General features: G+C 61.6%; 23 protein-coding genes. 16 read left to right on the top strand and 7 right to left on the bottom strand.

The genetic code is table 11. The annotated features are described in order from the left end of the window. Positions 1–173: 173 nt before the first annotated feature. The 7 genes from QN222_RS26115 to QN222_RS26145 all read right to left on the bottom strand — a co-directional run bounded on the left by QN222_RS26115 (position 174) and on the right by QN222_RS26145 (position 7003). Positions 174–1202 carry a GlxA family transcriptional regulator gene (locus tag QN222_RS26115; protein ID WP_283965975.1) on the bottom strand — a complete coding sequence of 343 codons (1029 nt, stop codon included), beginning with the start codon at positions 1200–1202 and terminating at the stop codon, positions 174–176. A 533-nt stretch (positions 1203–1735) separates the two neighbouring features. Continuing rightward, a complete protein-coding gene (locus QN222_RS26120) occupies positions 1736–2125 on the bottom strand; it encodes a DUF930 domain-containing protein (RefSeq protein ID WP_283965976.1) in 390 nt (129 codons plus the stop codon). Positions 2126–2264: 139 nt separating this feature from the next. Beyond that, positions 2265–2726: a YbaK/EbsC family protein gene (locus QN222_RS26125; protein ID WP_283965977.1), complete on the bottom strand. Its 462-nt coding sequence runs from the start codon at positions 2724–2726 to the stop codon at positions 2265–2267. A 95-nt stretch (positions 2727–2821) separates the two neighbouring features. Next, complete coding sequence (locus QN222_RS26130) at positions 2822–3010, bottom strand: hypothetical protein (protein WP_283965978.1); 189 nt, start codon at positions 3008–3010, stop codon at positions 2822–2824. 176 nt (positions 3011–3186) lie between these two features. Continuing rightward, positions 3187–3441, bottom strand: a complete 255-nt coding sequence (locus QN222_RS26135) for a GlsB/YeaQ/YmgE family stress response membrane protein (RefSeq protein ID WP_283965979.1) — start codon at positions 3439–3441, stop codon at positions 3187–3189. A gap of 156 nt (positions 3442–3597) precedes the next feature. Next, positions 3598–4890 carry an L-rhamnose catabolism isomerase gene (rhaI, locus tag QN222_RS26140; protein WP_283965948.1) on the bottom strand — a complete coding sequence of 431 codons (1293 nt, stop codon included), beginning with the start codon at positions 4888–4890 and terminating at the stop codon, positions 3598–3600. A gap of 13 nt (positions 4891–4903) precedes the next feature. Further along, on the bottom strand, positions 4904–7003 hold the full coding sequence (locus tag QN222_RS26145; protein ID WP_283965947.1) for a bifunctional rhamnulose-1-phosphate aldolase/short-chain dehydrogenase: 2100 nt from the start codon (positions 7001–7003) through the stop codon (positions 4904–4906). A gap of 200 nt (positions 7004–7203) precedes the next feature. Between QN222_RS26145 and QN222_RS26150 the strand changes: the two genes are divergently transcribed. From QN222_RS26150 to cheD, 16 genes are all read left to right on the top strand, one after another. Then, positions 7204–8016, top strand: coding sequence for a DeoR/GlpR family DNA-binding transcription regulator (locus QN222_RS26150; protein WP_284005655.1), 813 nt, complete (start codon positions 7204–7206; stop codon positions 8014–8016). A gap of 123 nt (positions 8017–8139) precedes the next feature. After that, positions 8140–9129, top strand: a complete 990-nt coding sequence (gene rhaS / locus QN222_RS26155; protein ID WP_283963663.1) for a rhamnose ABC transporter substrate-binding protein — start codon at positions 8140–8142, stop codon at positions 9127–9129. A gap of 276 nt (positions 9130–9405) precedes the next feature. After that, on the top strand, positions 9406–10917 hold the full coding sequence (locus QN222_RS26160) for a sugar ABC transporter ATP-binding protein (protein ID WP_283963662.1): 1512 nt from the start codon (positions 9406–9408) through the stop codon (positions 10915–10917). Beyond that, entirely contained in the window at positions 10914–11894 is a 981-nt protein-coding gene (locus tag QN222_RS26165; RefSeq protein ID WP_283963661.1) for an ABC transporter permease, read from the top strand. The genes QN222_RS26160 and QN222_RS26165 overlap by 4 nt, the downstream gene beginning before the upstream one ends. Continuing rightward, positions 11894–12898, top strand: a complete 1005-nt coding sequence (locus QN222_RS26170; protein WP_283963660.1) for an ABC transporter permease — start codon at positions 11894–11896, stop codon at positions 12896–12898. The genes QN222_RS26165 and QN222_RS26170 overlap by 1 nt, the downstream gene beginning before the upstream one ends. A gap of 10 nt (positions 12899–12908) precedes the next feature. Then, the gene (rhaM, locus tag QN222_RS26175; RefSeq protein WP_283963659.1) at positions 12909–13223 is read left to right on the top strand and encodes an L-rhamnose mutarotase; all 315 of its coding nucleotides are present in this window, start codon (positions 12909–12911) and stop codon (positions 13221–13223) included. Then, entirely contained in the window at positions 13220–14614 is a 1395-nt protein-coding gene (locus QN222_RS26180) for an FGGY-family carbohydrate kinase (protein WP_283963666.1), read from the top strand. The genes rhaM and QN222_RS26180 overlap by 4 nt, the downstream gene beginning before the upstream one ends. Positions 14615–15296: 682 nt before the next feature. Next, positions 15297–16931, top strand: coding sequence for a globin-coupled sensor protein (locus tag QN222_RS26185; protein ID WP_283963658.1), 1635 nt, complete (start codon positions 15297–15299; stop codon positions 16929–16931). A gap of 42 nt (positions 16932–16973) precedes the next feature. Next, a complete protein-coding gene (locus QN222_RS26190; protein WP_283963657.1) occupies positions 16974–17267 on the top strand; it encodes an STAS domain-containing protein in 294 nt (97 codons plus the stop codon). A 3-nt stretch (positions 17268–17270) separates the two neighbouring features. Next, positions 17271–17636, top strand: a complete 366-nt coding sequence (locus QN222_RS26195; RefSeq protein WP_065784641.1) for a response regulator — start codon at positions 17271–17273, stop codon at positions 17634–17636. Positions 17637–17655: 19 nt separating this feature from the next. Beyond that, a complete protein-coding gene (locus QN222_RS26200; protein WP_283963656.1) occupies positions 17656–19920 on the top strand; it encodes a chemotaxis protein CheA in 2265 nt (754 codons plus the stop codon). A gap of 5 nt (positions 19921–19925) precedes the next feature. Next, on the top strand, positions 19926–20393 hold the full coding sequence (locus QN222_RS26205) for a chemotaxis protein CheW (protein ID WP_283963655.1): 468 nt from the start codon (positions 19926–19928) through the stop codon (positions 20391–20393). Continuing rightward, positions 20390–21298 (top strand): protein-glutamate O-methyltransferase, encoded by a 909-nt coding sequence (locus QN222_RS26210; RefSeq protein WP_283963654.1) that lies wholly within the window; start codon positions 20390–20392, stop codon positions 21296–21298. Before QN222_RS26205 ends, QN222_RS26210 begins: the two co-directional genes overlap by 4 nt. Next, complete coding sequence (gene cheB, locus QN222_RS26215) at positions 21295–22353, top strand: protein-glutamate O-methylesterase CheB (protein WP_283963653.1); 1059 nt, start codon at positions 21295–21297, stop codon at positions 22351–22353. Before QN222_RS26210 ends, cheB begins: the two co-directional genes overlap by 4 nt. Beyond that, positions 22353–22742 (top strand): response regulator, encoded by a 390-nt coding sequence (locus QN222_RS26220; protein ID WP_034851752.1) that lies wholly within the window; start codon positions 22353–22355, stop codon positions 22740–22742. The genes cheB and QN222_RS26220 overlap by 1 nt, the downstream gene beginning before the upstream one ends. Next, positions 22739–23290 (top strand): chemoreceptor glutamine deamidase CheD, encoded by a 552-nt coding sequence (cheD, locus tag QN222_RS26225; protein ID WP_283963652.1) that lies wholly within the window; start codon positions 22739–22741, stop codon positions 23288–23290. Before QN222_RS26220 ends, cheD begins: the two co-directional genes overlap by 4 nt. Positions 23291–23322 lie beyond the last annotated feature (32 nt).

Genomic DNA, 23322 nt, shown 5'->3' on the forward strand with positions numbered 1-23322 from the left:
TCGCAACGCGCTACGAGCGCCGAACACTCCACTTTACTGGCGTCATCTACCTCGCTGCGATCCTGATCTGGCTACGATGAATGTCGATCGGTCCTAGGGCGTCCTTTGTGCGTTCACTTGAACGCACGGCGCTCTAGCGCCTCCGGAACGTCTTTCAAAAGCGGTTGCAGCAGTCAGCGGCTGGAAGCCGGCCGCCGTGCTGCCGCAAGTTGCTTACGCGCTGTACCGGGGGTTAGCGAAAACGCCTCCCTGAATTTCCGGATGAAGTGAGAGACATTCTCGAAGCCGGTTTCGAGCGCAATGTCGATCAACGGCTTTTCGGTGGATGCAACCAGTCGCATCGCCGCGTCGAGGCGAAGTTTCAGATAGACCGAAACCGGGGTGGCACCGAGTTCGTTCTGGAACAGACGTTCGAGCTGCCTGCGCGATATGCCAAGTGCGTTCGCCACATCGTCTATGCCGATGATGTCCTCAAGATGCTGCTCCATCACCATGAGCGCGAGACTGATCCGCTTGTCCTGCACGGTGACTGCGCCGAGCGGATTGCGTGTCTGCATCTCCGTGGCGTCTCTGCGGCGTGTGATCTGCATGATTTCGAGCGCGTTGCGCTCGGCTTCCTCGCCGACATGCTTGCGGATCAGGTAGGTGGCGAGGTCGGCGACGCTGCTGCCGCCGGCGCAGGTGATCACATTACCATCCTCGACAAAGATGCGCTTTGACGTCACCTCGATTGCGGGGAAGCGTGATCGAAAGTCATTGTGATGCAGCCAGCTGACGCAGGCGGCACGTCCATCCAGCACTCCCGCCTCGGCCAGAATGAAGCTTCCCGTGCATACACCGATGATCGGAACGCCCTCTCGTGCCGCCCGATGAAGGTAGTTGATCGTTTCACGGTCGATCGGTTCTTCGACGTTGAGCCGCCCGCCAACGACGGCGATGTAGCTGAACTCGGTCGGCGGGCGAAGCGAGGCCGTGGGCGCCACCTGTATGCCACAGCTGGACATGACGAAGTTCCTCGTGCTGCCGAGCACCTCCCAGTCGCAGTTCACCCGGCCCGACTTGTCCTCGACATCGCTGCCGAGCCTCAAGGCGTCGGCAAACAGGGAAAAGGCGCTGAGCGTGAAGCTCCGCGCGAGAATGAAGCCGACGCGCAGCACCCCGTGACCGGCGAGATGCCTGTTCGCGGCCGCCTTTTTTCCCATCAGAGTCGTTTCCAATGCGATGCAATCCATTCCTGCTGGGCGGCAAGCGTCCATGCGGGGCCCATGAGGAACGCATGATACCAAGCGCAAGGCACTATAGGTAGGCCGCACGTGCCCCGCAGCTGGCCGAGACAAGGCAGGCGGTTCCCGATGTTGTCGCCTGTGCCGATCTGCACCCCAAGCGGGCTAATCCCCATGTATATGATGATTTATTAACTGATTTGTCAGAAAATTGTCATTGTCCGGCAGGCGCGCCGGCTCGGCGCGTCGGACGCACCGTCTCGCCGGTCCGGTTGTTAGGTTCGTTCATCGGGGAATGAGGCTGGGATGTACGAAATGACGGAACACATGATGAAAGTGCTCATGAGCATCATGGCCGCGCTTTCGCTCGGCTCGCTGATGTTCCTTATTGTCGTGCTCTAGGATTTTGAGCCTGGAGGTCCTTCTGCTTTCAGTGAAACCCACATGGAAGCAGAATGCTCTGGTCTTGTGGGCAGCATCGACCGGCTCGCGATCGTATTTTCCTTGCCGTGTCAGGGGTAAAGAAAGAGCTGGTCCCAGCGTTCCCGCGGCACGAGTTCCCCGATCTTGTATTCAAACGACAACACGTCGAGGTGTGCCGCATTGGTGCGGCACTTGAAGGCGAGCTTGTACCATTCGCCCCCGCTTCGGAAGACTGCGCCCGGCGCCTTCATCTTGTCGCCTTTGAAGATTGGATCGGCGAAGGTGTAGGCGATCACCTTGTCCGGCCTGTACGACGTCTTGTCCGCGCTGATCCGTTCCATCGCCTCGGTATCGCAACGCTGCTCCAGGCGCGTCTGCGGGTCGAGCTTTTCGAACTGCCGCACCAGAGACTGATCCATCGCGGCTGCCGGATCTGCCATCGACAGGCCGAGGGCGAACGCGCAGGCAAGTGCTTTCATTCTCGGTGTTCTCCTCCGAAAAGAGCGGCTCAATTATTCAAGTCGAAGCGCAAGGGTATGCGGGCGACCGGGCGAATCGCTGTCCGCTCGGGGTCCGAGGTTTTCAGTTAAGCTCTGTGGCTATTCCAAGGCAGGAACATCACGTTGCCGAAACATCGACCCATTCCGCTCCGGTCAATTCCGCGATGCGCTCCGGGCTGATGTGGACGGCGGCGTTGGTCGCGCCGGCCGCGGGAACGACGACGTCGTAGGCCTTCAAGGACTCGTCGCAATAGACGTTGTGCGGCTTGGCCAAGCCGAAAGGGCAGACGCCACCGACCGGATGGCCCGTTTCCGCCTCTACCTCGTCGAAGCCCAGCATGCGGGCCTTCATGCCGAAGCGGGCCTTGTACTTCTTGTTGTCGAGCCGCGCGTCACCGCGCGTGACGATCAGGATGACGTCGTCTCCGACCTTGAGCGCCAAAGTCTTGGCAATTTGCGCGGGCTCGACACCGTGGCCTTTGGCTGCAAGCTCCACGGTGGCGGTGCTTTGTGCGAGTTCGATGACATCGATGTCGGGGGCGTGTTCGGAGAAGAACTGTTTGACGGAAGCAAGGCTCATCGGGCGATCTATGCGGCAAAACAGGGTTGTCGGGAAAGAATACGAATGTGTAGCGGCACGCCGGAATCGCGCTCGCTGCAGGCGGCGTCAGTGTTTCAATCGTCGTTCGAGGCGTCAAGATCTTCAGGGCGCCGGCCTTCCTGCTGCGGCGGCAGGTAGCCATGGCTCGCGAACCAGTTCTCGAGGATCGTCGAAATCGCCTGTTCGCGCGTCAGCATGCCCCGATGGTCGGTGATGAAGGTTTTGAGGGCCGTCTCGATATTTGCAGCGTAGAGTTCGCTCATGGTTGCCTCCGCTTACTGCGCCGCGCGTCCTTTCAGACGCGCAAAGGTCGCTGTAGCACTTTGAATTGCTACATGTTTTTATCCTTAAATCGGTTCCGATTTAAGGAAACTTGCAGTCGCCCTTGCAAGAGGCGGTCCGCGCTTTCGTGCGGATCGCAAACGTTTCTTCGGCAGGCTTACGCCTGTTTGACGATGCGGATCAGCACCAGGATGATGATCGCGCCGATCGTCGAGTGAATGATCGCGGAAAGGATGCCAGTTCCGAGGCTGATCCCGATCGCGGGAAAGAGATAGCCGGCGATGAAAGCTCCGACGATGCCGACGACGATGTTGCCGATCAGGCCAAAGCCGAAGCCGCTGACGATCAGACCGGCAAGCCAGCCGGCAACAGCGCCGACAATCAGGAACACCAGGATGCTTTCAATACCCATGAATCGCTCCTCTCCGTTGGATCCATAGGAAAAGATAGAACAGGATTTGAAATCAGATAGGGGGCAATTTCATCGCGCGGCGATTTTGCACCGATTTCCGGCCGGCTGCACGCTCCCTTGAATCGGCTCCGATCTAAGGGACGTGCAGTTGGTTGCTCAGACGATGCCGCCACCACCGCCGGCGACCGCCGGCCGCTCGCCCGCCACCTTGGCGCGGTAGCCGCTCGCGCGGTAAGTCGCGACCGGCGCGATCGCACCGCCATGCTCGAGGCGCGCCATCGCCAGGATCGGTTCGACGTCCGTCCGGAATGCGGCCTTGAGCGCTTCCGACGCCATCAGCGCATCATTGTCCTGCTGATAGCCGTTGAGCGCCTTGCGATCGACGAGAAGGGCCTGGGCATAGGCGCGGCAGACTTCCATCGCGCTGGTCATCAGGCTCTCGATCGGATCCGTCACGTTGTGGCTCTGGTCGAGCATATGCGCGGGATTGAAGCCTTCCGCACCGCGCACCTCGGCGTCCACCAGTTCGTTGAACACCAGGAACAGGCGATAGGGATCGATCGACCCCGTATCGAGATCGTCGTCACCGTATTTGGAGTCGTTGAAGTGGAAGCCGCCGAGTTTCCTGAACTGGATCAACCGGGCGACGATCATCTCGATATTGACGTTCGGCGCGTGATGGCCGAGGTCGACGAGGCAGAAGGCCTTGGGGCCCAGTTCCTGCGCGATCAGATAGTTCGTTCCCCAGTCCTGCACCACGGTCGAATAGAAGGCCGGCTCGTACATCTTGTGCTCGGTGAAGACGCGCCAGTCGTCCGGAAGCGCGGCATAGACTGCCTTCATCGCTTCGAGATAACGCTCGAAGGCGCGCGTAAAATTGCTCTGCCCCGGAAAGTTGGAGCCGTCGCCGATCCACACCGTCAGAGCCTTCGACCCCAGCGCCTTGCCGATCTCGATACATTCGAGATTGTGCTCGACCGCCTGGCGCCGCGTCGCCGCATCGCTGTGCGAGAGCGAGCCGAACTTGTAGGAGTGGGCTTGCCCGGGCGCGTCGGAGAAGGTGTTCGAGTTCATCGCATCGAAACCCAAGCCGAGCGCGGCACCCTTCTCCTTCAACCCTTGGAGATCGGAAACCTTGTCCCACGGGATATGCAGCGAAACGGTCGGCGTCGCCCGCGTCAGCTGATGGATGACGCCGCAGTCTTCGAGCTTGTCGAAGATGTTGCGCGGTTCGCCCTGGCCGGGGAAGCGGGCAAAACGCGTGCCGCCCGTGCCGACCCCCCAGGAGGGAACGGCAACGCCATAGGCGGTGACCTTCTTCTTGATCGTATCGATTTCGATGCCGCGGCGGGCAAGCCTTTCGCCGAGGCTGTCGTAGTCTCGGTTGAGTGCGTCCCGGCGGCCTGCATTTTCGGCCTCGACAACGACCTTGCTGATCATCTCGGTCATGGCAGCCTCCGGATCAGCGCGTGAACGACTGGGCATTGCCCGCGTCGACATTGACGATGTTGCCGGTGGATTTTGCCGACATATCTGAAGCGAGGAAATAGATGGCTTCGGCAATATCTTCCGGGAAGACGCTGAGCTTCAGCATCGAACGCTCGCGATAGTGCGCCTCCAGGTCGTCGACGTCCATCTTGTAGGCGGCTGCGCGCTGCTCCTTCCATTCGCCGGTCCAGATCTTGGACCCGCGCAGTACCGCGTCCGGATTGACGACGTTGACGCGGATCTGCGCCGACGCCCCTTCGAGCGCGAGGCAGCGGGCAAGGTGGATCTCCGCCGCTTTCGCCGTGCAATAGGCGGATGCGCCGGGCGAGGCCGCGAGGCCGTTCTTCGAGGCGACGAATACGACATTGCCGCCGGCTTTCTGGTTGCGGAAGATGCGGAAGGCTTCGCGAGAGACGAGGAAATAGCCGGTCGTGAGAATGTCGATGTTCTTGTTCCAGAGCGCCAAGGTCGTATCCTCGATCGCCGCCGACGAGGCGAGCCCGGCATTGGAGACGAGAATGTCGAGACCGCCAAAGGCGAGGAGCGCATCGCCGAAGCCTGATTCGACCGCCGCCTCGCTGGTCACGTTCATGTTGACGGAGCGGACGAAATCCTTGCCGTATCGTCCGGCAAGCTCGGCCTGAGCGGCCTCGAGCGCTGTCTCGTCGATGTCCGCGAGAACGACGCAGGCACCTTCCTGCATCAGCCGGTTGGCCGTCGCCTTGCCGATGCCGCCGGCGCCGCCGGTGACGAGCGCGATGCGGCCGGCGAGACTCTTCGGCTTCGGCATGCGCTGCAGCTTGGCTTCCTCCAAGAGCCAGTATTCGATGTCGAAGGCCTCCTGTTCGGGCAGGCCGACATAGGTCGACACGCCGGAGGCGCCGCGCATGACATTGATCGCGTTGACATAGAATTCGCCGGAGATCCGCGCGGTCGCCTTGTCCTTGGCAAAGGTGATCATGCCGACGCCGGGAACCAGATAGACCACGGCGTTGGGGTCGCGCATCGCCGGACTGTCGGTGCGCTTGCAGCGCTCGTAGTAGGCGGCATAGTCGGCGCGATAGGCGGCAATCGCCTCGGAAAGCCCGGCGAGCGTCTTGTCGATATCGGGATTGGCCGGATCGAAATCGACGACGAGCGGGCGGATCTTCGTCCGCAGGAAATGGTCGGGGCAGCTTGTACCAAGTGCCGCCAGCGGCTCGAGATTTTTGGATGCCACGAAATCGAGTACGGCCTGGCTGTCGTCGAAGTGCCCGACCTTTTTCTCTTCCGCGCTGATCAGCCCGCGGATTACCGGCATCAGTCGCTTGGCGATCGCGGCGCGTTCGGCGCCAGCCAGCGTCGGCTTTACCGCCCCGCCAAAGGCTGGTGCCGTGTTTTCTGTCTCGAACCAGGCAATCGCGCGGTTGATGATCTCGATCGTCGTCTCATAGGCTTGCTTGGCCGTATCGCCCCACGTGAAGAGGCCGTGGCTTTCCAGGACAACACCGCGTGCCTTCGGATTTTCGAGGCAGAATTTTTCGAGCCACAGGCCGAGTTCGTAGCCCGGCCGCTTCCAGGGCAGCCAGCCGATCTCGTCGCCGAAGATTTTCTGCGTCAGTTCCTTGCTGTTTCGGGAAGCGGCGATCGCGATGATCGCATCCGGGTGCATATGGTCGACATGCGCCTTCGGCACATAGGCATGCAGCGGCGTGTCGATCGAGGCCGCGCGCGGGTTGAGGTTGAAGGTGCAATGCGGCAGGTAGCCGACCATCTCGTCTTCGAATTCGACGCCCCGGTAGATCCCCTTCAGGGCATTGAGCTTTTCCATGTAAAGGGTCGCGAAGCCGTCAAGCTTGATGGTGCCGACGTCGCCGCCCGACCCCTTGACCCACAGGACCTCCACCATTTCGCCCGTCAGCGGGTCCTTTTCCTGGACCTTGGCCGATGTATTGCCGCCACCGTAATTGGTGATGCGCTTGTCCGATCCGAGAAGATTCGATCGGTAAAGAAGCTTCTCCGGCTCGGTCATTCCCGCCGCCTTGCCCTCGTCCCAGAGATTGGCCAGGCGTGCGCCTTGTTGCTTGTCGAGCATGTTGAATTCCTCCCGGTAAGCTATCCGGCGGCAGTAGGACCGCGGCGACATGATTGGCATCAGATCACACGGTCGGCGCGCGAATGTCAATCAAAAACGATCAAAATCGTTCATATTGCGCTGCACAATGAAAAAATATGATTGATACTGATTGACAATGCTCGGGACTGATGGAAGCATGCGGGCATTCGGAGGAGCGAATGCACGAGAAAGAGAGACATAGGGTCATCCTGTCTGCGGTTCAGGAAAAACCGGTCGTGACGGTGCCCGAACTCGTCGAGCTGACCGACAGTTCGGAGGCGACGATCCGGCGCGATATCGCCGCTCTTCACGTGCAAAAACGCGTGCGCCGGGTCCGCGGCGGCGCCGAGGCGATCAATCCGCCACAATTCGTCGGTCTCGCCGGCCGGCCCTTCAGCGTCAACGAGGGCTTGCATGCCCGCGAGAAGCAGGCGATCGCAAAGGAGGCGGTGGCGCTGTGCGCCGACGGCGAACCGATCATCATCAACGGCGGCACCACGACCTTCCAGATGGTGCACTTTCTCGCAAACCGCCGGATGCAGGTCTTCACCAATTCCTTCCCGATCGCCGAGCACCTGCTGAAGCACTCGAAGAACACCGTGATGCTTTCGGGAGGCACGATCTACCGTGAGCAGAACATCATATTGAGCCCCTTCGACAACGACGTGACGCGCAATTTCTATGCGCGCCGCATGTTCATGGGGGCACAGGGGCTCGGGCCCCTCGGGTTGATGGAGGCGGATCCGCTTCTGATCCAGGCCGAACAAAAACTGATCGATCAGGCCGACGAATTGGTCGTGCTGGTCGATTCCTCGAAATTTCACAGGCGCTCGAGCCTCATACTTTGCGGGCTCAAGCGCATCGCCACTGTGATCACGGATTCGGGCATCGAGGACAGGCATGCCGCAATGCTCGAAGGCGCCGGCGTCAATCTGGTCATCGCCAAGGCGAAGCCCGCCGTTGACGCGGAAAGTGCTTCATCGTCCGCCTGACGCGGGCGGAGGAGAGGGGAGTGGGACGTTGCGGCGCCCGGGCATGTCCGGGTCGGCCGCAGATAGGGGGCCGGACCGATGCATTCATACCGAATGCGCGCGGCTCAAAGGGAGGAGAAAGTCATGAAGATTATGAAATCATTGATGGTCACGGCTGCAGTCGCGATGGCACTCATGGCCAATGCCGCGCATGCGGAAAACAAGAAGATCGCGCTCGTCGTCAAGGCGCTCGGCATCGGCTTCTTCGAGGCTGCCAACAAGGGTGCGCAGGAAGCCGCCAAGGAACTCGGTGACGTCGAGGTCATCTATACCGGACCGACGTCGACGACCGCCGAGGGCCAGATCGAGGTGATCAACTCGCTGATCGCTCAGAAGGTCGATGCGATCGCCGTTTCCGCCAACGACACCGATGCGTTGGTGCCGGCTCTGAAGAAGGCGATGGATCGCGGCATCAAGGTCATTTCGTGGGATTCGGGTGTCGCCAAGGAAGGCCGCCTGATGCATCTCAACCCGTCCTCGAGCCCTCTCATCGGCAACATGATCATCAAGCTTGCTGCTGACAACCTGCCCGAAGGTGGCGACGTCGCGGTGCTCTCGGCCTCGGCGACGGCAACCAACCAGAACACCTGGATCGCCGAAATGAAGAAGGTCCAGGGCAACTACAAGGGCATCAACGTTGTGACCACCGTCTATGGTGACGACCTTGCCGACAAATCCTACCGTGAGACCCAAGGCCTCATTCAGTCCTATCCGAACCTGAAGGCGATCATCGCACCGACCTCGGTCGGCATCGTCGCGGCAGCCCAGGCGGTTACGGACGCCGGCAAGATCGGCCAGATCAACGTCACCGGCCTTGGTCTGCCTTCCGAAATGGCGGGACACGTGAAGTCCGGCGCATCGAAGTCCTTCGCGATCTGGAACCCGATCGACCTCGGCTACTCGGCAACGATGATCGCTTACGGCCTCGTCAACGGCGCCGAAGCCAAGCCCGGCGCGGAACTGAAGATGGGCCGCATGGGAACAGTCAAGCTCGACGACAACAATGAAGGCGCCATGGCCGATCCGTTCGTCTACGATGCCTCGAACGTCGAAGAGTTCGCGAAGATCTTCTGATCCGCGGAGGGTATTGCCCCTCATCCGGCCTGCCGGCCACCTTCTCCCCGCAGGCGGGGAGAAGGGAACAAGCGGCGCCGCCTCGCCCTCACGAACGTTGAGGTATCCGGCGGCCTGAGGTGTCCCCTCTCCCCGCGAGCGGGGAGAGGGTTAGGGTGAGGGGCAACCTCACTGCCGAGGCCTCACGGCGAAGGCGCTTGAACGAACGACCGCCGCCCAATTGAAACGACTGAACTGGTGGACCCTCTCTTGTTGCAGGACACAACCACATCGCGGATGAAGCCCGCCGTCGCACTCGAGGGCATATCGAAGTCCTTTCCCGGCGTGCGCGCTCTCTCCGATGTTTCGCTCGCGCTCTATCCTGGGTCGGTGACGGCGCTTGTCGGCGAAAATGGCGCGGGCAAGTCGACCCTCGTCAAGATCCTCACCGGCATCTATCAGCCGGATGCCGGCGTCATCCGTGTGGTGGAGGAGGAAACGACGTTTCCAACCGCCCTTGCTGCGGCCCGCGCCGGCGTAACCGCAATCCATCAGGAGACGGTCCTTTTCGACGAGCTCTCCGTTGCCGAAAACATCTTCCTCGGGCATGCGCCGCGCAATCGCTTCGGCTTCATCGACTGGAAGAAGCTCAATGCCGATGCACGGGCTTTGCTGCACCGCGCCGGCGCCGATTTCGATCCGACGATCCGGCTCCGCGATCTCGGTATCGCCCGGAAACATCTGGTGGCGATCGCCCGCGCGCTGTCGGTCGATGCGCGTGTCGTCATCATGGACGAGCCGACGGCCGCCCTGTCGCACAAGGAAATCCACGAACTCTATGCGTTGATCGAGCGGCTCAAGGCCGACGGCAAGGCGATCCTCTTCATTAGCCACAAGTTCGACGAGATCTTCCGGATCGCCGACCGCTACACGGTCTTCCGCGACGGAACCATGGTAGGCGAGGGCCTGATCGCCGACGTCAGCCAGGACGATCTTGTGCGCATGATGGTCGGTCGCGCCGTCGGCTCCGTTTATCCGAAGAAGGAGGTCGCGATCGGCGAGCCGGTGCTCACCGTCTCCGGCTATCGCCACCCAACCGAATTCGAGGACATCAATTTTGAACTGAGGCGCGGCGAAATCCTCGGCTTCTACGGTCTCGTCGGCGCTGGCCGCTCGGAATTCATGCAGTCGCTGATCGGCATCACCCGGCCGTCGGCCGGTGCGGTCAAGCTGGACGGGCAGGTGCGGGTGATCCGAAGCCCCGCCGAGGCGATCCGCGCCGGCATCGTCTATGTGCCGGAGGAACGCGGCCGGCAGGGCGCGATCATCGGCATGCCTATCTTCCAGAATGTCACCTTGCCCTCTCTGTCACACACGTCGCGCTCCGGCTTCTTGAAACTCGCCAACGAATTCGCCCTCGCACGCGAATACACTTCCCGGCTCGATCTCCGCGCCGCGTCGCTCGACCAGGACGTCGGCACACTTTCCGGCGGCAATCAGCAGAAGGTGGTGATCGCCAAGTGGCTCGCAACTAGGCCGAAGGTCATCATCCTCGACGAGCCGACCAAGGGCATCGATATCGGCTCCAAGGCCGCCGTCCATGCCTTCATGAGCGAACTTGCCGCCGAAGGCCTGAGCGTCATCATGGTGTCCTCGGAAATACCCGAGATCATGGGCATGTCGGATCGCGTGATCGTCATGCGTGAGGGGCGGATCGCGGGACGCTTCGAGCGCGCCGAACTGACCGCCGAAAAGCTGGTGCGCGCGGCGGCCGGCATCGAAACGCAATCGAACGGTAGGGCCGCATGATGGCGAAGCTCCTGAAGAATCGCGAAATCCTGCTCGTCGTCGCCATCGTCGCACTCGTCGCCCTGATCGCTCTGCGCTTCCCCGCTTTTGTAACTCCGGCAAGCTTTGCCCGCGTTTACAACGACACCTCTATTCTGATCATTCTGGCGCTCGGACAGATGGCGGTGATCCTGACCCGCTGTATCGATCTGTCGATGGCTGCAAACCTTGCGTTGAGCGGCATGGTCGCGGCCATGTTGAACACCGCCTTTCCCGGGCTGCCGATTCCTTTGGTCATTCTTGTCGCGATGGCGCTCGGCGGCCTGCTCGGCATGGTCAACGGAACGCTCGTGTGGAAACTCGACATCCCGCCGATCGTCGTCACGCTCGGAACGCTGACGATTTATCGCGGTCTGATCTTCCTCCTGACGGATGGCAAGTGGATCAACGCGCACGAGATGAGCGATGCCTTCAAGGGCCTGCCGCGTCTTGAGATCGCCGGCATGCCGGTGCTCTCCTGGCTCTCGCTTCTGATGATCGCGCTGATGTTCCTGGTGATGGGCCGCACGCCGCTCGGGCGCGCCTTCTATGCCGTCGGCGGCAATCCGCATGCCGCCGTCTATACGGGTATCGATGTCGGCCGCACGCGCTTCTTCGCCTATTGCCTTTCGGGCACGCTCGCCGGCCTCTCCGGCTATCTCTGGGTGTCGCGCTATGCGGTCGCCTATGTCGACATCGCTGCCGGCTTCGAGCTCGATATCATCGCGGCCTGCGTCATCGGCGGCATCTCGATTGCCGGCGGAATCGGCTCGGTGGCAGGCGCCGTACTCGGCGCGCTATTCCTTGGCGTCATCAAGAACGCACTGCCGGTCATCAACATCTCCCCCTTCGCGCAGATGGCGATTTCCGGAACGGTCATCATCATCGCGGTCGCCGTCAACGCCCGTGCCGAAAAGCGCAAGGGCCGGGTCATTCTTAGAAAAGCGGAGGCGGTCTGATGACGGACGCTCACCTTTCTCCCCGCCACATTCCAGACCGGCTGCAGGGCCGCGGTGCCCGCATCCTGAAGAGCTGGGAAAGCCTGCTGCTTGTCGTCGCGATCGCGATCTTTCTCGGCAATTCGCTGGCGTCGCCCTATTTCCTCGATCCGTGGAACCTCTCCGACGCCACCTTCAATTTCACCGAGAAGGCGATGATTGCCTTCGCCATGGCGCTCGTCATCATCTCCGGCGAGATCGATCTGTCGGTCGCCTCGATCATCGCGCTCGCCTCGACGGCAATGGGCTATGCCGTGCAATTGGGCGTGGACACACCGGCACTCGTCGCGATCGGACTTGGCGTCGGGCTCATCTGCGGCATGGTCAACGGGTTGCTGATCACCGGCCTCGGCCTGCCGTCGATCGTGGTGACGATCGGCACGATGAGCCTGTTTCGCGGGCTCTCCTTCATCGTCCTCGGCGACCAGGCCTTTACCGGTTATCCCAAAAGCTTCGCCTGGTTCGGGCAGGGCTATGTCTGGTGGGTCTTCTCGTTCGAGTTCACGCTCTTCGTGCTGCTCGCCGTCGTTTATGGCGTGCTCCTGCACAAGACGAATTTCGGCCGCGCTGTCTATGCCATCGGCAACAACCAGACCGCAGCGCTGTTTTCGGGCGTGCGCGTCGCGCGGGTGAAGTTCATCCTCTTCCTGCTCACCGGGCTGATGGCGGGGCTCGCCTCGATCTGCCTTACCTCCCGCCTTGGCTCGACGCGTCCCTCGATCGCACTCGGCTGGGAGCTGGAGGTGGTAACGATGGTCGTCCTCGGCGGCGTCAACATTCTCGGCGGCTCGGGCACCATTCCCGGTGTCGTGCTGGCGGCGCTGATCATGGGCATGGTGACATTCGGCTTTGGCCTCTTGAATGTGCCCGGCATCGTCATGTCGATCTTCATCGGCCTGCTGCTAATCTCGGTCATCGCGCTTCCGATCCTTTGGCAGCGCGCCCGCCGTCGTCTTGCACATTGAGGTCTCTTCCATGGAAAAATACGCCTTCCGCATGCGGCTCAACCCAGGAATGGCCGACGAATACAAGGCACGCCATGATGCGATCTGGCCCGAGCTGGTTGTCCTGCTCAAGGAAGCGGGAATTTCCGACTATTCGATCCACCTCGACGAAGAGACCAACCTGCTTTTCGGCGTGCTCTGGCGGACCGATACGCACGGGATGGCGGAGCTTCCCTCGCATCCGGTGATGCGGAAATGGTGGGCCTATATGGCGGACGTCATGGAGACCCGCGCCGACAACGAGCCGGTTGCCGTGCCGTTGAAGACCGTTTTCCATCTGAGCTGATGATGAAGACGGTCGCTGTCATCGACATAGGCAAGACGAACGCCAAGGTCGCGCTGGTCGATCTCGACCGGTTCGAGGAAATCGCCGTGCGCAAGACGGGCAACGGCGTCATCGACGGCGGCCTCTACCCGCACTTCGATATCGAGCACCTTTGGCGCTTCATTCTCGACAGCCTCGCATCACTTCATCGCGAGCACAGGGTGGACGCCATATCGGTTACCACACACGGGGCGACCGCGGTTCTGGTTGACGATGCCGGCGATCTTGCGTTGCCGGTCCTGGATTACGAATTCGCCGGACCGGACGCGCGCGCGGAGGACTACGACCGCGTTCGTGCGCCATTCTCGGAGACCGGCTCGGCGCGCCTGCCGATGGGCCTGAATGTCGGCGCACAGCTGTTCTGGCAGGAGCGCATGTTTCCGGAGCACTTCGCGAAGGTCACGACGATCGTGACCTATGCGCAGTACTGGTCCTACCGGCTGACAGGCGTCAGAGCGAACGAATTGACTTCGCTCGGCTGCCACACCGACCTCTGGAATCCGAAGGCCGCAGGTTTTTCTTCGATGGTCGAGGCACTCGGCTGGCGCAAACTCTTCGCACCCGTGCGCAAAGCGAGCGACGTGCTTGGCGGGCTGCTGCAACATTTGGCGGATGAAACGGGCTTGCCGCGAAATCTGCCGGTCTATTGCGGGATCCACGACTCCAATGCCTCGTTGCTACCGCATCTGCTGACGCGCAACGCACCCTTCTCGGTCGTTTCGACCGGGACCTGGGTTGTCATCCTGTCGGTCGGCGGCGACCGGGTGGAACTCGATGAGAAGCGCGACACGCTGATCAACGTCAACGCGCTCGGCGATCCGGTGCCCTCGGCCCGGTTCATGGGCGGCCGCGCCTTCTCGACCCTTATGGGCGAGAATCCGCCCGCCGGTTCGCTGGAGGCGGAAGGCAAGGTTCTGGCTGCGGGCCACATGCTGCTGCCGTCGGTGCCGGTCGGCTCCGGCCCTTTCCCTTCGACCAGCGCGCGCTGGACGACCGACGAAAGGGCGCTTGCTCCGGCCGAGCGGCTTGCCGTCGTTTCCTTTCATCTTGCACTGATGACGGCGACATGCCTTGATCTCATCGGAGCAAGGGGCGAGATCGTTGTCGAAGGGCCTTTTGCCGCCAACGCCGCCTATTTGCGGATGCTCGCCGCGGCCACCGGGAGACAGGTCCTTGCCGACAGCCACAGCGCCACCGGAACCAGCCTTGGTGCGGCCTGCCTCGTGACCGGCGTTCGCGTCCACACAGGGGCAGAACGTTTCAAGGGTAGCGTCTCGGATGATTATGCGAGATACGCCGAGGAATGGCGCGCACTCACTGCGGCGCACGTAGAGCGCGCAGTCGACGCCTAAAGTCTACCCGATGTAATGTGATGGACGCGCGAAGTAGAACGGTCGCGTTGCGTAAACCAATCAGAAAACCGCGTTCCGGTTTAGCGACCGGTTATGTTCCAGATTGATGACAATCGAAACTGCCGCCATTGTCAGGATTGCAGTGATGGCGGCGCCTATTCCAAGAACAATCATTGTTCATTTCCTGTTGGCGCACCATCATGATGTCGCCCAGCCCGTGTGAAAGTTACTGCCGGCGGCCCGCGCCTTTTTCACTGTCGCTTTCGATACGAGATCGCAAGTAGAAGCACAACTCTAAACTCTTGTGATTGAAAACCTGTTGTTGCACGCATCGAATAGTGCAGTTTCGCTGCAGTGCAAAAATAAGGCCGGCCGGAAGTCCAGTGAATTTTAGCCATTCCAATTAGGGGGCCAGGAACCGTTAACTTTCAAGCAACGAATTAACCATAAACATGGTCGCACACGTCGGAATAGGAAAGTCTCAGCTACTCCTCAAGGCATGACGCCGCCCCGCCGTACCGGTTCCGGTCCGGTATCTATTCTTCACCGAAATTACTTGCGGGATGGACGATGGCAGACGCTGCGGCGCGCTGATCGCATCGATCGGGCGTAACCACCGCTGGCCTTCTGGCTGGTCAGATCCCCAAGTCAGTTTCGATTGCGTACCAGGCCGGGGATTAGCGTGAAGCACGACGCGTCGTCAGAACAGGCAAGAAGGGGCCAAGCGGGAAGCTTGCTTGAGCGCCTGCGTTTTGCCGGGCTCGACGAAGACGGCTGCGCGCTTCTGCGCCACCACCGCCAGGCCCTCTCGCCGCGCATCGAGCTTGCGCTACGGGATCTCTTTCAACGGTTTCAAACCCATCCGGAGGCCGTCCGCCACTTCGAAAGTGACCGCCAGCTCGATCGTCTGCACGACCTGCAATCGTCGCATTGGAATGTGCTGACCGATGCCCGTTTCGATGGGCTTTATGCGGAGCGCGTGAAAGTGCTTGCCGATACGGAAGGCCGCATGGGGCTCGACCCCCGCTGGCAGGTCGCAAGTCACGCGGTGGTACTGGAGCATTTGCTGACCGGCCTCGTCGAGGACGCGTGGCCCAGCTCGCTGCTTCCCTTCGGCAAGGCGCGCAAGAAGGAACTCTGCAATCTCGTCGCCGCGCTCGTGCGCACCGCCTTCGTCGATACGGAGATCGCGGTGTCGCTGCGTTTCAACGCCTTGCGCCAGCAGCATCAACGGCAAATGGCCGAGCAGCGCAGGGATGACGAGACGGAGGTCAGCGACCTTTTCTCAAGCTTTCTGGAAGCTCTCGGTGACGGTGACCTTGCCGCCCGCCTGCCAGAAGACGCTTCGGATGCCTATCAACCGATTGTCGCACGCCTCAATGCGTCCCTGGATCAGATTCAGGCGGCGCTGAAATCCGCGGACGAGCGTAGCGCAGCGGCAGAAGCGATGATCTCGGAACTGCACGCCCGCGCGGCTGAATTCTCCGGCAGGGCTGGAGGCGAAGCCGAGGCGCTCTCCCGTCAGGCGGCAACGCTCGACGGCATGACCGGACGCATGCAAGCCGGATCGGCGCGCATCGGTGAAACCGAGGCAAAGGCGAACGAGACGCGCATTGCCGTAGAGCGGAGCGGTGAGGTTGCCGGTCAGGCGATTTCGGCGATGGCCGACATCGAGGCGTCTGCCGAAAAGATCGGTCAGATCATCGGCGTGATCGACGAAATTGCCTTCCAGACCAATCTTCTGGCTCTCAACGCCGGCATCGAGGCGGCGCGCGCCGGCGAGAGCGGCCGCGGCTTCGCGGTGGTCGCCCAGGAGGTCCGCGCACTTGCCCAGCGCTCCGGCGAGGCGGCGCGCGAGATCAAGCAGCTTGTTACCGGAACCAAGGCCCAGGTCGAGGCCGGCGTCGAGATGGTCGGCCGAACGCAGGATGCGATCAACAGCATCGTCGAGCAGGTGATTTCCATCAACGCGGCGGTCTCGGGCATCGCCCGCGACGCCGAAGACCAGGTGAGCGATCTTCGTACCGCCACCACCGAAATCGGCGGCATCTCGCAAGCGATGCAGCAAAGCGCGGCGCTGGCGGAAAACGCTGCGAGATCGTCAGGCGACCTTAGTGCGGTCATCGAGGAACTCGGCCGGACGGTCCGCAGGTTCCGTCTCGAACAGCCTCAGACGGGACGGGCAGCGGCGACCCGCAGCCCGGCTCTCTCGCCCGCATCGCAGCGCGCGCCGGGGCAGGCTAGCGACGGCGACGCGATCGCTCTGTTCGACGACGGCGCTGTCACCGGACGACATGTTGCGGGACGGCACCACTAGTCTTGGGCAAGAGATTTAAAGCAGGCAGGCGAGGAAACCGAAATGGCCAGCAAGAAGACCGCTCAGAAGACGCTCAGGCTCGCTCCTGTGCTCGATCTGAACGAGGCGACGGCGCTGCATGAAAAGCTGCTGGCGCTGAAAGGCAACGCAGTCGCCATCGATGCCTCCGCTGTCGAGCGGATCGGTGCGCTCTGCGTTCAGGTGCTGATCGCCGGCGCAAGAAATTGGGAAGAACAGCAGCTGTCTTTCACCTTTGCAAAGGTGTCGGACGCCTTCGTTAAAACGACACAGCTCATCGGCGTGGACATCGATCCCCTGATGGCAAAGGAGATTTGAGAAATGAAGAAGAGAGTTCTGACTGTCGACGACTCCCGGACGATCCGGAACATGCTTCTCGTCACGCTCAACAATGCCGGATTCGAAACGATTCAGGCGGAGGACGGCGTCGAAGGTCTCGAGGTCCTCGAGGAGGCCAATCCGGACGTCATCGTCACGGACATCAACATGCCGCGCCTCGACGGCTTCGGTTTCATCGAGGGCGTGCGCAAGAACGACCGCTACCGCGCCGTGCCAATCCTCGTGCTGACCACGGAGAGCGATGCTGAAAAGAAGAACCGCGCACGGCAGGCAGGTGCCACCGGCTGGATCGTCAAACCGTTCGACCCGACCAAGCTGATCGATGCAATCGAGCGCGTAACGGCCTGAAATCCGAGGACAGCCTCCAATGGATATGAACGAAATCAAAGAGATTTTCTTCCAGGAATGCGAGGAGCAGCTCGCGGAACTGGAGTCGGGTCTCCTGAAGCTCAACGACGGTGATCGTGATCCGGAAACGGTCAACGCCGTCTTTCGCGCGGTCCACTCCATCAAGGGGGGCGCCGGCGCGTTCGGGCTGGATGATCTCGTGTCTTTCGCACATGTGTTCGAGACGACGCTCGACTGCGTTCGATCCAACAGGCTGGAGCCCAATCAGGACGTTCTGAAGGTCATGCTGAAGTCGGCGGACGTGCTCGCTGACCTCACCAATGCTGCGCGCGATGGCGGCAGTGTCGATCAGGCCCGCAGCCGCCAGCTGATCAAGGAACTCGAGGCGCTCGCGAATGGCGAGCTGCCGCGGGCGTCCGCTGCAGAGCCGGCGCCCAAGGCAGAAGCCTCAGTCCCTGCGGCCGTTGTCTCGCCACCTGTGAACGAGGAAGGCTTCCAGCCCGTTGCCTTTTCCTTCGAGGATTTCGAGGCGGACGAACCGGCTCTGATCGAGGGGACATGCTACGAGATCGTCTTCAGGCCGAAATCCGAACTTTATGCCAAGGGCAATGATGCGACGCTGCTTTTGCGCGACCTGTCGCGCCTCGGCGAGATGAGCATTCACTGCGATAAGGATGGCCTACCGCCGCTCGACGGGATGAATCCGGAGGAGGCCTACTTCTCGTGGAAGATTTCGCTGAAGACGGACAAGGGCGAAGAGGCGATCCGCTCTGTGTTCGAATTCGCCGAATGGGATTGCGACCTTGATATCGCATTGGCCGGCGGCTGTGCGGTCGATGCGGGCGAGGAACTGCCGATGCAGCCTGTTCCCTTCGATCTCTCGATGCTGGACGAGGCACCGGCCGGTTCGGCTGACGGGGAAGAGCAAATTGCCACCCGCGACCGCGATGCCGCCGTTTCTGCCGCCGAGACGGCAAGCAATGTCTTGCAGATGGCTCAGTCCTCGAACCGGGCTCCTGCGGAAGCTCAACGGAATGCGGCGGCCGCGGCGGCCGCCCAGCAGGCCGCCTCGGCCGCGACCCCGACCATCCGTGTGGACCTCGATCGCGTCGATCGTCTGATCAACCTCGTCGGCGAACTGGTGATCAACCAGGCAATGCTGTCGCAGAGCGTGATCGAGAACGACACGAACGGCACGTCGTCGATCAACATGGGCCTCGAGGAACTGCAACAGCTCACCCGCGAGATCCAGGACAGCGTCATGGCGATCCGCGCCCAGCCGGTGAAGCCCGTCTTCCAGCGCATGTCGCGCATCGTCCGCGAAATCGCTGACATGACCGGCAAGTCCGTTCGTCTCGTCACCGAGGGCGAGAATACAGAAGTGGACAAGACGGTCATCGACAAGCTGGCCGAACCGTTGACGCATATGATCCGCAACGCCGTCGACCACGGCCTCGAAACGCCGGAAAAGCGGCTTGCCGCGGGCAAGAGCGCCGAAGGCACCGTGCGCCTGACGGCCAAGCACCGTTCGGGCCGCATCGTCATCGAGCTTGCCGACGACGGCGCGGGCATCAATCGCGAGAAGGTGCGCCAGAAGGCGATCGACAACGACCTCATCGCCGCCGACGCCAACCTCTCGGACGAGGAAATCGACAACCTGATCTTCCACGCGGGCTTCTCGACTGCCGACAAGATCTCCGACATTTCCGGCCGCGGCGTCGGCATGGATGTCGTCAAGCGCTCGATCCAGGCGCTCGGCGGCCGCATCAACATCTCATCGAAGCCCGGGCAGGGTTCGGTCTTCACGATGAGCCTGCCGCTGACGCTCGCCGTCCTTGACGGCATGGTGGTGACGGTCGCCAACCAGACGCTGGTCGTGCCGTTGACTGCCATCGTCGAAACGCTTCAGCCCGAGGCTTCCGCGATCCACAGCTTCGGCGCCACCCAGCGCCTGATCTCGATCCGCAACTCCTTCTGCCCGCTGGTCGATGTCGGCCGGATCCTGAACTTCCGCGCGACGCAGGCCAATCCGGTCGAGGGCGTGGCGCTGCTCGTCGAGTCCGAGGGTGGCGGCCAGCGCGCCCTTATGGTGGATGCGATCCAGGGGCAGCGGCAGGTGGTGATCAAGAGCCTGGAGGCAAACTATACCCATGTTCCAGGGATCGCAGCGGCGACCATCCTCGGCGACGGCCGCGTGGCGCTCATCCTCGACGTCGACGCCATCGTAGCCGCATCGCGCGGACAGTCTCTGAAACCTGAAATGTCGCTTGCTGCAGCCGGATAACACTCATGACCTATGCCGCAAAAAATCTGACGACTGGCGGACGGGAGCTCATCGCTTTCCGCGTCGGAGATCAGGAATTCTGCGTGAACATTATGGCAGTCCGCGAAATTCGCGGCTGGACCCCGGCGACCCCGATGCCGCATGCGCCATCCTATGTGCTCGGCGTGATCAATCTGCGCGGCGCAGTGCTGCCGATCGTCGATCTGTCAGCGCGTCTTGGCATGAAGCCTGCCGAGCCGACCGTTCGGCATGTGATCATCGTCGCCCAGGTGAAGAGCCAGATGGTCGGACTTCTGGTCGATGCCGTATCCGACATCCTGACCGTCAGGGACGAGGAGATCCAGCCGACGCCGGACATTTCGTCGGAATTCGAGAAGAGCTTTGCCCGAGGCGTATTGGCGATCGAAGGCCGGATGATCTGCCTGATCGAACTCGAAGCGGTCTTCCCCCAGGAAGAAAGGGAGGCGGCATGAGAGCCCAGGCCATTCTCGAACCGAAGCTGTCGCCGGACGAATGTCTTGCAAGCGGCGAGTATCCGCTGACACGCCGCGATCTCAGCGAAATCGCTGCAATGATTTATGCGGACGCCGGCATTTACCTCAACGAATCCAAGGCGTCGCTCGTCTATTCGCGGCTTTCGAAGCACATCCGCAATCTCGGGCTCAGGGGTTTTCGCGACTATTGCCAGCTCGTCGCCTCGCCGGCCGGCGCAGCGGCGCGGCGCGACATGCTCTCGCACCTGACGACGAACTTCACCCGCTTCTTCCGCGAAAACCACCACTTCGAACACCTGAAGACCGAAGTCTTGCCGGACCTCATCGCCCGCGCGAGGAATGGTGGGCGCGTTCGCATCTGGTCGGCTGCGTGCTCGGATGGTCAGGAACCCTATTCGATCGCGCTCACGGTTCTGTCGCTGTTGCCCAACGCGACGGACTATGACTTCCGCATTCTCGCGACGGACATCGACCCGAAGATCCTGGCACTTGCGCGGGCCGGTGCCTATGACGCCACGGCGCTGGAAACGATCGACCCCGTGATGCGCAAGCAGTGGTTCAGCGAGGTCAATGTCGGCGGCCGCTTCAAGTGGCAGATCGACGATCGCGTCAAGCGGCTGATCACCTTCAACGAACTCAATCTGATGGCGCAATGGCCTGTAAAGGGGCCCTTCGACGTCATCTTCTGCCGCAATGTGGTGATCTATTTCGACGAGCCGACGCAGATGAAGATCTGGTCGCGCTTTGCCGGCGTGCTGAACACCAACGGACATCTTTACATCGGCCATTCGGAGCGCGTGTCGGGAGACGCCAAGTCGCAGTTCGACAATATCGGCATCACGACCTATCGCCATACCGGCAAGTTTCATGGAGTTCGGGCATGAGTGTTCCCGCACGCGTCCTCGTTGTCGATGACTCGGCCACCATGCGCGGCCTGATCACGGCCGTGCTCAATGCGGATCCGGAGGTCACGGTCGTCGGTCAGGCGGCCGATGCGATCGAGGCGCGCCAGGCGATCAAGCAGCTCGATCCCGACGTCGTCACCCTCGACATCGAGATGCCGAACATGAACGGGCTCGAGTTCCTCGACAAGATCATGCGCCTGCGCCCGATGCCGGTCATCATGGTCTCGACCTTGACCCACAAGGGTGCGGAAGCGTCGATCGCTGCGCTCGAGATCGGCGCCTTCGACTGTGTCGGCAAACCGCATCCGGGCGACCCCCATCCCTTCGGCGATCTGGTCGACAAGGTGAAGGCGGCCGCCCGGTCGCAGCGCAAGCTCATCATCACCGGCAACAAGGCGGCTGCGCCCGCCGCGGCAAATGCCAATGCCGCTTCCGACTACAGGGCCGGTCGCAAGATCATCGCCATTGGTGCATCGACCGGCGGAGTCGAAGCGCTGATAACGGTGTTGCAGAAGTTCCCGGCCAATTGCCCTCCGACGGTGATCACGCAGCATATGCCGCACACTTTCACCAGGAGCTTCGCGGAGCGGCTCAATCGCCTTTGCGCGCCGACCGTGCAGGAGGCGACCGATGGCGCCCGCCTCGAGATCGGCAAGATCTACCTGGCACCGGGCGGCGAACGCCACCTTCAGGTGGCCAATGCCGCCGCGCCTTGCTGCCGCCTCGTCGAACGCGCCCCTGTCAACGGCCATCGCCCCTCGGTCGATGTGCTGTTCGACTCGGTCGCCGAGCTCGCGGGCCGCAATGCGATCGGTGTCATCCTGACCGGAATGGGCCGCGACGGCGCGTCCGGCCTCCTCAAGATGCGACATGCCGGGGCACGCACCTTCGGACAAAACGAAAAGACTTGTGTCGTCTACGGCATGCCTAGAGTTGCCTATGAATTGGGTGCTGTCGAAACGCAGCTCCCCCTCGGATCGATCGGGGAGGAGATCCTGAAGACCGCAGCAGCCCGAAAAGAAGGAAGCGAATAATGTCCATCGCCGAAAAAATAAAAGTTCTGATCGTCGACGATCAGGTCACGAGCCGACTGCTACTCGGCGACGCCCTGCAGCAGCTTGGTTTCAAGCAGATCACCGCAGCCGGCGACGGGGAGCAGGGCATGAAGATCATGGCCCAGAACCCGCACCATCTGGTTATCTCGGATTTCAACATGCCGAAGATGGACGGTCTGGGGCTGCTGCAGGCCGTTCGGTCGAACCCGACGACGAAGAAGGCGGCCTTCATCATCCTGACCGCCCAGGGCGATCGCGCGCTGGTGCAGAAGGCAGCTGCCCTCGGTGCCAACAACGTGCTCGCCAAGCCGTTCACGATCGAAAAGATGAAGGCTGCTATCGAGGCCGTGTTCGGGGCACTGAAATGACGACCGCGGCTGCTGCCGGCAGGCGCGTTCACGTCATCCAGGGCGAGTTCAAGGTCGTCAACGATCCGGATATCGTTCTTTCGACCATTCTCGGCTCCTGCGTGGCCGCCTGCCTGCGCGATCCGGTGATCGGTGTCGGCGGCATGAATCATTTCCTCTTGCCCGGCTCCGCGACAAGCTCCGGCAGTGATGCCACGCGCTACGGCGTGCACCTGATGGAACTCCTGATCAACGGCCTGTTGAAGCAAGGAGCACGTCGCGACCGCTTGGAAGCGAAGATCTTCGGTGGCGCCAAGACGATTGCAAGATTCTCGAATGTCGGTGAGCAGAATGCCGCTTTTGCGCGCCAGTTCCTGCTGGACGAAGGGATCCGCATCGTCGGAGAGAGCACGGGAGGGGAACACGGTCGCAAGCTGGAATATTGGCCATCGTCCGGGCGTGCCCGCCAATATGCTTTGACGGGCGTCGAAGCCCAGCGGGCGATCCAGTTGGATCAGCGGCCCATGCCCGTGCCGAAGCCGGCTGAAAGCTCGATCGAATTCTTCTGATCATGCTCGCCCATGGGCAGGCAGAGAAAAAC

It is taken from the genome of Sinorhizobium sp. 6-70, assembly GCF_030124375.1.
Taxonomy (GTDB): domain Bacteria; phylum Pseudomonadota; class Alphaproteobacteria; order Rhizobiales; family Rhizobiaceae; genus Sinorhizobium.

Excerpts from the sequence above, each read along its gene's own strand:
- QN222_RS26125 (WP_283965977.1), bottom strand. The coding sequence starts at position 2,726 with ATGAGCCTTGCTTCCGTCAAACAGTTCTTCTCCGAACACGCCCCCGAC.
- QN222_RS26160 (WP_283963662.1), top strand. The coding sequence starts at position 9,406 with ATGAAGCCCGCCGTCGCACTCGAGGGCATATCGAAGTCCTTTCCCGGC.
- QN222_RS26115 (WP_283965975.1), bottom strand. The coding sequence starts at position 1,202 with ATGGGAAAAAAGGCGGCCGCGAACAGGCATCTCGCCGGTCACGGGGTG.
- QN222_RS26150 (WP_284005655.1), top strand. The coding sequence starts at position 7,204 with ATGCACGAGAAAGAGAGACATAGGGTCATCCTGTCTGCGGTTCAGGAA.
- QN222_RS26205 (WP_283963655.1), top strand. The coding sequence starts at position 19,926 with ATGACCTATGCCGCAAAAAATCTGACGACTGGCGGACGGGAGCTCATC.
- QN222_RS26120 (WP_283965976.1), bottom strand. The coding sequence starts at position 2,125 with ATGAAAGCACTTGCCTGCGCGTTCGCCCTCGGCCTGTCGATGGCAGAT.
- QN222_RS26145 (WP_283965947.1), bottom strand. The coding sequence starts at position 7,003 with ATGCTCGACAAGCAACAAGGCGCACGCCTGGCCAATCTCTGGGACGAG.
- cheD (WP_283963652.1), top strand. The coding sequence starts at position 22,739 with ATGACGACCGCGGCTGCTGCCGGCAGGCGCGTTCACGTCATCCAGGGC.
- rhaS (WP_283963663.1), top strand. The coding sequence starts at position 8,140 with ATGAAGATTATGAAATCATTGATGGTCACGGCTGCAGTCGCGATGGCA.
- QN222_RS26200 (WP_283963656.1), top strand. The coding sequence starts at position 17,656 with ATGGATATGAACGAAATCAAAGAGATTTTCTTCCAGGAATGCGAGGAG.
- cheB (WP_283963653.1), top strand. The coding sequence starts at position 21,295 with ATGAGTGTTCCCGCACGCGTCCTCGTTGTCGATGACTCGGCCACCATG.
- QN222_RS26220 (WP_034851752.1), top strand. The coding sequence starts at position 22,353 with ATGTCCATCGCCGAAAAAATAAAAGTTCTGATCGTCGACGATCAGGTC.
- QN222_RS26135 (WP_283965979.1), bottom strand. The coding sequence starts at position 3,441 with ATGGGTATTGAAAGCATCCTGGTGTTCCTGATTGTCGGCGCTGTTGCC.
- QN222_RS26210 (WP_283963654.1), top strand. The coding sequence starts at position 20,390 with ATGAGAGCCCAGGCCATTCTCGAACCGAAGCTGTCGCCGGACGAATGT.
- rhaM (WP_283963659.1), top strand. The coding sequence starts at position 12,909 with ATGGAAAAATACGCCTTCCGCATGCGGCTCAACCCAGGAATGGCCGAC.
- QN222_RS26195 (WP_065784641.1), top strand. The coding sequence starts at position 17,271 with ATGAAGAAGAGAGTTCTGACTGTCGACGACTCCCGGACGATCCGGAAC.
- QN222_RS26190 (WP_283963657.1), top strand. The coding sequence starts at position 16,974 with ATGGCCAGCAAGAAGACCGCTCAGAAGACGCTCAGGCTCGCTCCTGTG.
- rhaI (WP_283965948.1), bottom strand. The coding sequence starts at position 4,890 with ATGACCGAGATGATCAGCAAGGTCGTTGTCGAGGCCGAAAATGCAGGC.
- QN222_RS26165 (WP_283963661.1), top strand. The coding sequence starts at position 10,914 with ATGATGGCGAAGCTCCTGAAGAATCGCGAAATCCTGCTCGTCGTCGCC.
- QN222_RS26170 (WP_283963660.1), top strand. The coding sequence starts at position 11,894 with ATGACGGACGCTCACCTTTCTCCCCGCCACATTCCAGACCGGCTGCAG.
- QN222_RS26130 (WP_283965978.1), bottom strand. The coding sequence starts at position 3,010 with ATGAGCGAACTCTACGCTGCAAATATCGAGACGGCCCTCAAAACCTTC.